We start from the raw sequence: 10,899 nt of genomic DNA on the forward strand, positions 1-10,899 counted from the left end.
GGCGTACGCCTATGGAAGTCCTCCAGCAATGGAAAGCGGCCTGATCACCCCACCAGCTCTCATAGGAACTGGACCACTGATGGGGGTCACGTCAATCAGCACGCTGCCGCGCTGGTAGCAGCGCGAGATCAGCTGGAAGAACAGGTACGCCGCGTTTGGCTCCAGCGGTAGGTAGCCCAGCTCATCAATGATCAGCAGCCGGCTCTTGGCGTACTGCGTCAGTCGGGCTTCCAGGGCGTGCTGCGCCTGGGCCTTGGCCAGGGCGCTGATCAGCTCCATGGCACCGACGTACTGGACGCTGTGACCAAGCCGCACCGCCTCCCGGCCCAGCGCCACTGCCAGGTGGGTCTTGCCCACGCCCGGTGGCCCAAGCAGCAGCAGGGTGTCGCCATTGGCCACCCTGCGGCAGGTGGCCAGCTCACGCATCTGGGCCGGGTCGATCGACGGCTGGGCCTTGAAGTCGAACGCCTCCAGCGTCCGGACATAGGGGAAGCGCGCCAGCCGCAGGGCCATCTCCATCCGCAGCTGGTCCTTGCGGGCCACCTCGGCCGCACACAGCCAGGCCAGCGCCTCTCGGAGATTCAGCTCGCGCCGCGCGGCCTCCTCCAGCAGCGCATCCAGGCGGTCGCGGATCGCGGGCAGCCGCAGGCGGGTGAGCATCGCCTCCAGCTCCTCGGTCGGCACCGGGGGTGTTGCCGCTGTGGTTCGGGTGCGTTGTGGGTTGCTCATGCCGCCACCTCCCCGATCAGCTCGGCATAGACGGCCAGAGGCCTGGCCAGCTCAGAGCTGCGCACGGTGCGCCGCTCTCGCTCCCCATCACGACTAGCGCTGGCGTCCTGCAGCGATCGCACGGCCTCGCGCCGCTGCCGCTGCGGCACCAGGCCGACCCAGTGACCGTCGATCACCTGGCGGCTGCGGCTACCGGGCCGCTGCCTCCTGTGCTCGGCCACGATCCGCCCGCCGTGGCGGATCAGCACCTGCTGGTCCCGCACCATCACGCTCACCCGCGCTCTGATCAGCGCCTGCGGCGCCGAATACCAATTGGCCTCCACTTCCACGCAGCAGTCGCTGTGCACGATCCGCACCAGCTCCCGCTCCGCCAGAAACGACGGCTTGGCCTCCAGCGGCTGCAGCGCCTGGGCTTCCTCCCGCAGAAAGCGCTGCAGCGGTTCCTCGCCGGTGGTGCCATGCACCCGCAGGTCGGCCACCTCGCGGCTCCAGCGCACCAGATGGGCCTCAAACTCCGCCCAGCTGCTGAACTCCCGCCCGGCAATGGCGTTCCTTTTCACGTACGCCACCCCTCGCTCATCCTTGCCTTTGGTCCTTGCCCGGTACGGCCGGCAGGCGCGAGGCTTGAACCCCCAGTAGCGGGCGAATCCCTCCAGTCGCTCGGCAAAAACAAGAATGTTTCGCTCCGGATCGTGCTGGCTGACCAACGCCCGGGCGTTGTCCACCAGCACCTCCTTGGGCACACCGCCCCAATGGCGGAAGCCCTCCTCCAGTGCCGCGAGCCAGTGCTCCTGCTTCTCGCTGCGAAACGCCCGCACCAGCAACCGGCGCGAATAGCCCAGCGTCAGTACCGCCAGGTGCACCCGCACCCGCTCGCCGGCGATGCTCACCATGCACTGGCCAAAGTCAGCCTGCAGCTGCCGGCCTGGTGGCGTCTCGAATCGCACTGTCGCCAGGGCCGCGTTGCGCAGCTCCTGCCGCCACGGCTCCACGGCACGCTCCACCGTGCGCAGGCTCACCTTGATCCCTTTCTCACTCGCCAGCTCCTGGCGCACCACATCGGCATTGCCGCGGTGGGCCAGAAACCGCTGCCGCAGCCACTCCCTCTGTCCGTCAAGAACCGCGTGACGGCAAGGCTTTCCGTAGGGCTGCCAGCCGCCTTGCCGCAGGTACTTGCGCACCGTTTCCGGTGAGCAGCCCAGTTCCCTGGCAATGCGCCGTCGGCCCCAGCCGACGGCCGCAAGCCGTCGCATCGCCTCCACGTCCTGAGGGGTCTGCACCGCCGTCTCCAGAGCCATCGGCTCCAGAGATGGCGCCCCTCCACGGCCCCTGTTGTGCTCGCTGGCTCGTTCCACCGGGTGGACCAGTTTTCGTGTCGCCTCCGGACCAGTTTTCGCTGTCGCCTGACAACGAGAAGGGGCCGACCACGGTGGCCTTTCTGAGCCGGGCGGTGGCCTGGTTCAACGGCCAGGGGATTGAGTGCCGGCGGGTGCTCAGCGACAACGGATCGGCCTACAAGTCGCACGGCTGGCGAAAGGCTTGCCAAGTCATGGGTTTGAAAGTCAAGAAAACAAGGCCCTACACCCCTCGAACCAACGGCAAGGCTGAGCGGTTCATCAAGACCCTGCTGGAGGAGTGGGCCTATGTGGTGCCCCACAGCACCTCAGCGGCTCGCAATGAGCTGCTGCCGGCCTACTTGCGGATCTATAACGGCCGCAGGTGCCACATGGCCCTGGGTGGCCTCACCCCCCAGCAGCGACTCGCTCAGCTGCAGGCATGAACAACCTGGTGGGAAAGCACAACTAGGAACCTTCTCTCTGAAGGACGGTGCCATTAACGGGGGATTCCAGTCGGCAGACGTTCCCGCATCGGCTGCTGTTGTCGTGTCTAGCAAAGAATCAGTGCGAACAAGTGACCACGAAAAGAGGAGAACGCAAAACCATCGGGCCGGCGCATCTTCTCCAAGCCAATCTCTGATTTCTGGAGAGTGCCCTCTCTCTTCCCAAACCGAGTGGTGAACTGAGCAACGGAAATCTGGATAGACGCCGATGACACGCCAATGGCATCCCTTGAGGAACACTTCAATAGCACGAAGTACCCCATAAAATGAAAAAGGATGCATCCATAAGGATGCATCCAAGCAGGGAAACCGTTTGTGTGATTCGAAGACCTTGAGAAATTTTCCGGGGTCTCTCAGGCCTTGAGGAATGAAGCGTTAGCGCCCTTAACTCGCTTACGAAGACGACGGCTGTACCCGAAAGCAGCACCTGCACCAAGGATGGGAAGAGGGCCGGGAACTTGAGCGGGCCTTTGAAGGCTGATGGACTGAGTGCCAAAGATAACGGTCTGTAGCAAAGAATCGCCAGTTTGACCGTTAAAGAAGGTGGTGGAGACCGCGGGGCCTCCATTTGCTCCTGGAGTTGTAAGAGTGAAACTCACCAGTGTGGCCAACAGGTCAGCATCGCCATTGTTCGGCAATGCGGCGCCGACATCACCTGTGATGGGGCCAGGGAAGAAGAATGGGGCTTGAAGGCCACCAGTGATGAGCAATCCTGGGGTGTTACTCAGGGAAATAGTGTAGAATTGATCAATCCCTGAACCAGATGTAAGCGCTCCAGGAGGGACGCCCGGATCAGTCTCACAGGATGGATCGGCATTGCAGGCTGCAATTGATGCTGCATTGGGGTTCCACTCCGTGGAGTCAAAACCCAGTTCATAAGACAGGGCGGTCAGAGAGGATCCAGCAAATCCAAAGAATGGAAGCCCGAATTGGTTGAGATTGATCTGGAAGAAGAAGTCTTGAGTTGCCTGACCAAATGGAATTTCCAGGTCGCTGATGATGTCGGCGTCGAGATCGGCACCCACAGGGGTAAATTCAACGCCGAAGGCGTGAGCGCTGTTGGCGGATCCAAACAGAAAGGCTGCTGGCAGCAGAGCGGTTCCAGCCGCTCGGGCAAGAAGTTTGGTGAGGTTCATGGCTTGTGGGGCCTGTTGGGTGGCGAAGTGAACGGCTGGGCTGAAATGGTGCGGAATGCCTCAGTTGGCAAGCTTGCTCACAATAGCACCAAGAGTGAAAGGTGGGTGAAGGCCTCCAAAGGACTTCAGCGTTTCCTCATGAATGGCCCTGGGTGGCCCGAGTTCAGACCCGTAAACGATCAAATTGTGACGATTGGTAAAGGATCTTCATTGGCCCTGCCCATTGATGCATGGTCGTGCCGATGAGGGGGCAACCCGCGCAGACAATGGCTTCAGGGTTCCAGGTTCCGGGTCCATTAAACCGACAAAGCACGTCTGATCTGGACAGTCTCCTACCTGTCTGTGGTTTTGGACTGAACATAGCGGACGTTACGGCCTTCAGGCGCTAGTTTCCCCTAGACGTTCCAGGACCTCGACGAGGTTTCGGACTCACCATGCTCGATCCGCTCACCGGTGATGCCATCAAGCCGAACCCCTCTCCCGATGATGAGCCCTTGAATGCTGAGACCGCGGCGCGTACGGCAGGGAGCGATCTGCTCATGGCGATCGCCAGTTGCCTCTTCCTGGTCTTCCTCGCCAACACCGTGGTGGAATTGCTGCCTGTCCAGCTCCTCAAGCCCCAGTGGCAACTGGGCTTCGTGGCACGCCTTCTGGGCTCCAGCTCGATCGCCCTGGGTGGTTTTGCGTTCGTCCACATCGCCTCGACCCTGAACCCGGCCAACCCCTTCTACCGCCGACGGCTTGAGACTGTTCGCCGATTGGCCACCTTCGCCGCGATCGGGTTCTTTCTGCTTATTCCTCTGCAGGGTTTCGCTACCTGGAAGTCTTACACCCAGTCGCAGACCACTCAGCAGGCACTCATTGAACAATCCGAAAAACGCCTGGCTCCCCTCAAACAGGCCATCGAATCCGCCACCGGCACAGCCGATCTGCAGCAGAAACTTTCGCGTCTCCCTGAATTCCGCCTGCGGCTGGGACCCGACGATCTGGACAAGCCGCTGGATCAGGTCAGAACAGCGCTCCTGAACAACATCGCCCGAACTGAAAATCTCTATGCCGACCGCCTCGCGACCAAGCCCAATCAGATCTGGGCCGCCATTCAGGGCGGGACACGCACCCTTCTGACAGCTCTGGCGTATTCCTTTGCATTCGCCGCCGGCGCCCAACCTGGTCGGTCGTCGGTCACCCTGCTGGACATGATCAGGATGAGCTTCCAGTCTCTGTTAGGTGGGCGCCGCAGACGTTCTCGGCCTTCCGCCTGATCCAGGCAGCCGGCTCGATCCCTCGTCCTCAACTTCTGCCACCACTGACGCAGCCCGACGACGACAATGCCTGACCACCCCGCCAGTCTCGACAAGTCCATCGCCAGCGTCAGCCGCCTGTTCGTCTGGAGCGGGGGTGCTCACGGGCAAGCGACCGAAGGACAAACGATGCACATCCTGATCCCCTCAGTGCGCTCTTCAGGTGGGCCGCTTGAATGGGCGCCACCGCATCCCTAGAGCTTGCCGACGACCAGGGCGCGGAGACCAAGACCACAGCGGCAGCGCAGGGCAGTGGCCGTCCTGGGCAGCCTGGGGCTGGCTTTGCCGCTGCTGGCCGGCTGCCAGCCGCCGCGCCCCGGCCTTTCCCTGGTCGTCGCCACCAAGAGCCGCATCGACTCCCTCGACCCTGCCCAGGCCTCCCGGATCGGTGTGATGCAGGTGCTCAGCGGCCTGGGGGACCCCCTCTATGCCATCGACGCCAGCGGCCGCATCGAGCCGCGGCTGGCCACGGCCCTGCCGGTGCTCAGCCTCGATGGGCTGCGGGCCCGCATCCCCCTGCGCCGGGGGGTGCTCTTTCACGACGGCACCCGCTTCGACGCCGAGGCCATGGCGTTCTCGCTGCGGCGCTTCATGGCCATCGGCACCCTCGGCTATCAGCTGAGCGAACGGGTCGAAGCCGTGCGGACCACCGGTCCCTATGAGCTCGAACTGGTGCTGAAGCGCCCCTTCAGCCCCCTGCCGCGGCTGCTGAGCGCCATCTTCCTGACTCCGGTGTCGCCGACGGCCTACCGGGAGTACCGCGACAAGCCCCTCAACGAACGCTTCGTGGGCACCGGCCCCTATGCCCTGGCCTTCTTCAGCGGCCAGCAGCAGCGGCTGGTGCCCTTTCACCGTTACTGGGGCCGAAGGCCGGCCAACGGCGGCATCGACCTGGTCACGCTGAGCAATTCCACGGCCCTGTTCGGGGCCCTGCGCAGCGGCGAAGTGGATCTGCTGCTCAGCAGCGGACTGGAGATCGACCACCAGGAGGCCCTGCACCGCGATGCCGGCGCCGGTCGCCTGCGCGAGGCGGTGGGGCCCTCCCAGGAGATCGGTCTGGTGTCGCTGCTGAGCGATCAACCGCCGCTGGATCGCCTGCCCCTGCGGCAGGCGGTGGCCCTGAGCCTGGATCGCGGCACGATCAGCCAACGGGTAGCCCTGGGGCTGCGCGCGCCCCTGCGTCAGCTGATCCCCCCCAGCCTGCCGGGCTCCGATCCCAGCGCGTGGCCGACCTACGACCCGGCAGGGGCCCGTGCCCTCTACCGCCGGGAGGGCTACTGCAGCGGCCGGGTGCTCACCCTGCCGCTGACCTACCGCTCCGACATCCCCACCGATCGCCTGTTCGCCCTCACCTGGCAGGCCCAGCTGCGCCGGGACCTGGGCGACTGCGTGGCCCTGGAGCTGACCGGCATGGAATCGACCACCGCCTACGCCCAGCTGGACAAGGGCACCCTGACGATGCTGTTCTACGACTGGATCGCTGATTACCCCGACGCGGAGAACTTCCTGATGCCGCTGCTGGCCTGCAGCCAGGCTGAAGCCGACCGCTGCCTGAAGGGCAACAGCGTGCTCGGCGGCACCTTCTGGACGGCACCCGGCCTGCAGCAGCAGCTCGAACGCAGCAGCCAGCTGGCGGGCCCCGACCGGATCGCCCTGCTGGAGGCCATCCAGCGCCGTGTCGGGGCGGCCAGCCCCTACCTGCCGGTCTGGCTCAGCGCCCCGGTGGCCTGGGGCCGGCTGCCTGTCAGCCGGCCCCGCTTCGACGGATCCGGCCGGGTGCTGCTGGGCGAACTGCATCGGCTGCCGACCACCGCCGGGGGGTCGCCGCCGTGAGCCGCCGTTCCGACCTGGCCCGCTATCTGGCCTCGCGCCTGGCCCTCGCGCCGCTGATGCTCTGGCTGATCGCCACGCTGGTGTTCCTGCTGCTGCGGGTGGCCCCGGGGGATCCGATCGATGCCCTGCTGGGGCCCCGCGCTCCCGCCGCGGCCCGGGCGGCCCTGCGGGCCCAGCTCGGTCTGGACCGTCCCCTGGGGGAGCAGTACGGGACGTTCCTGAGCCATCTCCTGCAGGGTGATCTGGGCACCTCCCTGGCCAACGGGGAACCGGTGACCCGGATCATCCAGGCCAGCCTGCCCGCCAGCCTGGAGCTGGGGCTGACGGCCCTGCTGCTGGCGGCCGTGGTCGGTCTGGCGGTGGGGTTCAGCGGCATCGCCCGGCCCGAAGGCAGGATCGATCTGGCGGGCCGGCTCTACGGCATCGGCACCTATGCCCTGCCCCCCTTCTGGGCGGCAATGGTGGTGCAGCTGGTGTTCGCGGTCTGGCTGGGCTGGCTGCCGGTGGGGGGGCGCTTCCCGGCCACCCTGCTGCCACCGGAAGGCACCGGCTTCTACCTGCTCGACAGCCTGCGGGCCTCGGACTGGACCCAGCTGAGCGGCAGCCTGCGCCACCTCATCTTGCCGGCGGGCACCCTGGGCCTGCTGCTCAGCGGCATCTTCACCAATGCCCTGCGCCTCAACCTCCGGCGCGCCCTCGGCTCCGACTACGTGGAAGCCGCCCGCAGCCGGGGCCTCAGCGAGCGGCGGGTGGTGCTTCACCACGCGCTGCCCAACGCCCTGCTGCCCGTGCTGACGATCACCGGCATCACCGTCGCCTCCCTGATCGGTGGGGCCCTGCTGATCGAGGTGACCTATTCCTGGCCCGGCATCGCCTACCGGCTGCAGGAGGCGATCGCCCAGCGGGACTACCCCCTGGTGCAGGGCATCGTGGTGGTGGTGGCCGCCCTGGTGGTGCTCGTGACCGTGCTGGTGGACCTGGTGGTGGCCCTGCTGGATCCGCGCATCCGTTTCTGAGGTCAGGGTCGCAGCCCGGCCTTCCAGCGACGGGCGGCGGCGCTGTCGAGCACATCGAGGGTGATCCCCTCCTGCCGACGTCGCTGGGCCGGCAGCAGCAGGGGCTGCTCCAGGGTCTGAAGGTATTCGGTGGTGAGGCGCAGCAGGGCCCCCTGCACCCGGGCCGGATCCACCCCCACCAGATCCTCATCAAGGCGGAAGAGCACCTCATCGGTGGGCAGCAGCCGCACAGGGGAGAAGTGGCTGCCGCCCTCCACCAGCACCAGTCGACTGCCGGGGTTTCCCCCGGGCAGGAACAGACGCAGCTGCTCCTCCAGCGGTGGCGTCACCAGATCCAGGCTGCCGCCCACCATCAGCACGGGCACCGGCAGGGGCGCCAGCCCCCGTTCGGGCCACAGCAGGCTGCCGAAGCCATTCAGCAGGACCAGTCCGCGCAGATCGGGGGGTGGGGCAGACAGCTCCGGCAGGCCGGTGCTGGGCAGCTGGCACTGAACCAACCGGGAGGGATTGGCGATCGGCAGGCGGTCGAGGGCCCTCCGGCAACGCTTCGCCAGGCCGGGCTCCGGCACCAGCCCCGCCGCCAGCAGGGCGGAGAGTCCTCCCATGGAATGGCCGACCAGCACCACGCCCTCACCGCGCACCGGCAGGGCACCCCGCCGCTGGGCCGCCAGCACCGCCTCCACGTCGGCCAGCCGGACGGCGAGGGTTTCCGCCCCCGGTGGCGCCTGCTGGCCTTCGAGGGCGGCCTTCAGGGCCGGCCCATCGCTGCCGGGGTGCTGGACCACCACCACCGGCCAGCCCCGTTCGGCCAGCTCGCTGGCCAGCCAGCCGAACTGGTTGGCATCGCCCCCCAGACCGGGCATCACCAGCAGCCAGGGACGACGGGGGGCCGGGGACCCGGGCAGAGTCCTGGGAGGCAGCGCCCGCCAGATCTCCAGGGGCAGGAGCTCGCGGCGGTGCGCCACCGCCAGGGTCTGCCGCAGGGGCAGCAGGGAGGTGCGGTCGCCGAAGGCCAGCGGCAGCGTGCGCCGTTCCGGCAGGGGCAGGGCCTGAAGGCCGCGCAGCGCCCGGCGCTGCAGATCCAGCTGCTGGCGCCACTGCAGGGCCAGGTCGTAGAGGCCATCGAGCCGGAGGCTCAGCCGCGGCACGGGCAGGGCCCGCAGCAGGCCGATCGTGGAGACGTCCTGGCGTCCCTCCAGCATCCGCTGCAGGGTGGTCTGCAGCACTGCCGTGGTGCTCTGGCCGTCCGGGGTAGTGAGCAGATCGCCGAGGCGGGCCATCATCTGGCTGCCGGCCCAGCTGTCGAGGAGCTGCTGGCCGAAGCCGGTGTCCCGCAGCAGGGGAGCCCGCAGCAGGATCTTCAGATCCCGGCGGCTGCCGGGCTCGAGCAGATTCAGCCAGACCGCCAGATCCCCACCGGCCCCCTGGCGCTCCCCGGTGCTGCGGGACCAGCCATCGAGCTGATCGAGGCTGACGGGGATCTCCAGCCCATCGAAGCGGAGCTCCAGCACCTCGGCGGCGGCGACCGGGCGGACCGCGGCCGGTGCCGCGATCAGCAGACTGGCCAGCAGGACCCTGAGATGGCGAAGGCGGTTTGGGACAGGCACAGGGGGGGGCCAGGGCGTGGTCCTGGTTCACCCAGTTTCCCGCAGGCCTGCGAGAGGTCGCCCTGATCCGCCTGATCGCCATGGTCGGAGCGGGCGGCGTGCTCTATCTCACACCGATGGTGTTCCACCATGCCCGGTTCAGCGCCGTCCGGGTCACCGAAGGGCTGGCCCTGGCGGCCGTGACCGGCACCGTGGGCCGACTCCTGAGCGGCGTCCTGCTGGATCGGGGCCTGAACTGTTCGATCCCGGTGCTGCTGGCGGCCCTGATCGCGATCGCCGGCGACACCCGGCTGATGGGGACCGACAGCTTCGCCGGCTATCTCCAGGGGCAGGTGCTGCTCGGCGTGGCGGTGGGCTTCTACTGGCCGGCGGTGGAGCTGGCGGTGCCGCTGAGCTGCGCGCCGGTCAGCTCCGGGCGGGCCTTCGCCCTGATGCGCAGCGCCGATGCCCTGGGCATCGCCACCGGCGCCCTGCTGGGGGCCGGGCTCGCCTGGCGGGGATGGCTGCGGGGGATCTACGCCGTGGACATCGTCTGCATGCTGACGCTCCTGCTCGTGCTGCAGCGCCGGACCCTGCCCGATCCCCGCCCCAGGGACCGGCTGGCCCACCCCAGTCCCTGGCGCCAGTGGCTGCCGGCCCTGCTGCCGCTGCTGGCGCTGGCGGTGCTGGCTACGGCCATGCCTGCCCTGATGCAGAGCGCCCTGCCCCTGGATCTGGTGCGGGGAGGCCTGCTGCGGCGCTCCCTGCCGGACAGTCTCGGGGCCCTCACCATCGGGCTGCAGCTGGGCCTGCTGCTGCTGCTGCAGTGGCCGGTGGGTCAGGCCCTGGCCCGGCGACCCGTGACGACGGGACTGAGCCTCAGCCTGCTGTGTTTCGCGCTGGGCAACCTGCTGCTGGCGGCCTCCGCCTTCAGCGCCCAGGGGCTGCTGGTGCTGCTCCTGGCCCAGCTGCCCCTGGCCCTGGGGGTGGCCGCCTTCCTGCCCACCGCCACCGAGGCGGTGGTGGAGCTCAGTCCGATCGAACACCAGGGGCTGGCCATGGCCCTGCTCTCCCAGTGCTTCGCCATCAGTGGCTTCGGGGCGCCTCTGCTGGCCGGGCGTCTGCTGGACGGCCAGGGGCACGGGGCTGGCCTCTGGCTGCTGATGGCCCTGGCCTGCCTGGGGGGGTTGCTGCTGGTGCGGTACTTACACCCCGGCCGCAGGCTCCCCTGAAGCGGCAGTGGCCTGCTCGGCGGCGGCCTTCTCCACCCAGGCCTCATGGGGCAGGGGCTCGGTGCCGTACTCCCAGTCGTCGTAGTCGGGGTCGTTGCGGATCCGCCGGTGGATCCGCTTCTGGACCTCGAAATCATGGGGATGGTCGACGCCCTCAGCGGCGAGCTGAGACGGGGGGGACGGGGTCCCGGGATGGTCAGCTGCGGCCATGGCCCTGCGCTCCTGC

The 10,899-nt window shown here is 67.5% G+C and carries 10 protein-coding genes; 5 read left to right on the top strand and 5 right to left on the bottom strand.

Going from position 1 to position 10,899, the window contains the following annotated elements:
* Positions 1-9 precede the first annotated feature (9 nt).
* Both KUG41_RS13845 and istA read right to left on the bottom strand, forming a co-directional pair.
* Positions 10-729, bottom strand: a complete 720-nt coding sequence (locus tag KUG41_RS13845) for an ATP-binding protein (RefSeq protein ID WP_216904803.1) — start codon at positions 727-729, stop codon at positions 10-12.
* The gene (gene istA, locus KUG41_RS13850; RefSeq protein ID WP_216904804.1) at positions 726-2,027 is read right to left on the bottom strand and encodes an IS21 family transposase; all 1,302 of its coding nucleotides are present in this window, start codon (positions 2,025-2,027) and stop codon (positions 726-728) included. The genes KUG41_RS13845 and istA overlap by 4 nt, the downstream gene beginning before the upstream one ends.
* 74 nt (positions 2,028-2,101) lie before the next feature.
* On the opposite strand from istA, the gene KUG41_RS13855 reads away from it, so the two are divergent.
* Positions 2,102-2,509 (top strand): integrase core domain-containing protein, encoded by a 408-nt coding sequence (locus KUG41_RS13855; RefSeq protein WP_216904805.1) that lies wholly within the window; start codon positions 2,102-2,104, stop codon positions 2,507-2,509.
* A gap of 413 nt (positions 2,510-2,922) precedes the next feature.
* Here KUG41_RS13855 and KUG41_RS13860 read toward each other — a convergent pair whose 3' ends face one another.
* The gene (locus KUG41_RS13860) at positions 2,923-3,705 is read right to left on the bottom strand and encodes a hypothetical protein (RefSeq protein WP_216904806.1); all 783 of its coding nucleotides are present in this window, start codon (positions 3,703-3,705) and stop codon (positions 2,923-2,925) included.
* 434 nt (positions 3,706-4,139) lie between these two features.
* On the opposite strand from KUG41_RS13860, the gene KUG41_RS13865 reads away from it, so the two are divergent.
* The 3 genes from KUG41_RS13865 (at position 4,140) to KUG41_RS13875 (ending at position 7,855) form a co-directional block, all read left to right on the top strand.
* Positions 4,140-4,967 carry a hypothetical protein gene (locus tag KUG41_RS13865; protein WP_216904807.1) on the top strand — a complete coding sequence of 276 codons (828 nt, stop codon included), beginning with the start codon at positions 4,140-4,142 and terminating at the stop codon, positions 4,965-4,967.
* A 291-nt stretch (positions 4,968-5,258) separates the two neighbouring features.
* Positions 5,259-6,839, top strand: a complete 1,581-nt coding sequence (locus tag KUG41_RS13870; protein WP_371734158.1) for an ABC transporter substrate-binding protein — start codon at positions 5,259-5,261, stop codon at positions 6,837-6,839.
* On the top strand, positions 6,836-7,855 hold the full coding sequence (locus KUG41_RS13875; protein WP_216904808.1) for an ABC transporter permease: 1,020 nt from the start codon (positions 6,836-6,838) through the stop codon (positions 7,853-7,855). The genes KUG41_RS13870 and KUG41_RS13875 overlap by 4 nt, the downstream gene beginning before the upstream one ends.
* Before the next feature lie 2 nt (positions 7,856-7,857).
* On the opposite strand, the gene KUG41_RS13880 is transcribed toward KUG41_RS13875, so the two are convergent.
* Positions 7,858-9,462: an alpha/beta hydrolase gene (locus tag KUG41_RS13880; protein WP_216904809.1), complete on the bottom strand. Its 1,605-nt coding sequence runs from the start codon at positions 9,460-9,462 to the stop codon at positions 7,858-7,860.
* Between KUG41_RS13880 and KUG41_RS13885 the strand changes: the two genes are divergently transcribed.
* A complete protein-coding gene (locus KUG41_RS13885; protein ID WP_371734159.1) occupies positions 9,450-10,673 on the top strand; it encodes an MFS transporter in 1,224 nt (407 codons plus the stop codon). The genes KUG41_RS13880 and KUG41_RS13885 overlap by 13 nt on opposite strands.
* Here KUG41_RS13885 and KUG41_RS13890 read toward each other — a convergent pair.
* On the bottom strand, positions 10,647-10,883 hold the full coding sequence (locus KUG41_RS13890; protein ID WP_216904811.1) for a hypothetical protein: 237 nt from the start codon (positions 10,881-10,883) through the stop codon (positions 10,647-10,649). The two genes, KUG41_RS13885 and KUG41_RS13890, sit on opposite strands and share 27 nt — an antisense overlap.
* Between the last annotated feature and the right edge of the window lie 16 nt (positions 10,884-10,899).

It is taken from the genome of Synechococcus sp. CCY 9618 (assembly GCF_019038415.1).
In the GTDB taxonomy this organism is placed as follows: Bacteria; Cyanobacteriota; Cyanobacteriia; order PCC-6307; family Cyanobiaceae; genus Cyanobium.

What these genes read in the sequence shown, in the direction of transcription:
- KUG41_RS13845 (WP_216904803.1), bottom strand. Translation starts at nt 729, where the DNA reads ATGAGCAACCCACAACGCACCCGAACCACAGCGGCAACACCCCCGGTG.
- istA (WP_216904804.1), bottom strand. Translation starts at nt 2,027, where the DNA reads ATGGCTCTGGAGACGGCGGTGCAGACCCCTCAGGACGTGGAGGCGATG.
- KUG41_RS13860 (WP_216904806.1), bottom strand. Translation starts at nt 3,705, where the DNA reads ATGAACCTCACCAAACTTCTTGCCCGAGCGGCTGGAACCGCTCTGCTG.
- KUG41_RS13865 (WP_216904807.1), top strand. Translation starts at nt 4,140, where the DNA reads ATGCTCGATCCGCTCACCGGTGATGCCATCAAGCCGAACCCCTCTCCC.
- KUG41_RS13890 (WP_216904811.1), bottom strand. Translation starts at nt 10,883, where the DNA reads ATGGCCGCAGCTGACCATCCCGGGACCCCGTCCCCCCCGTCTCAGCTC.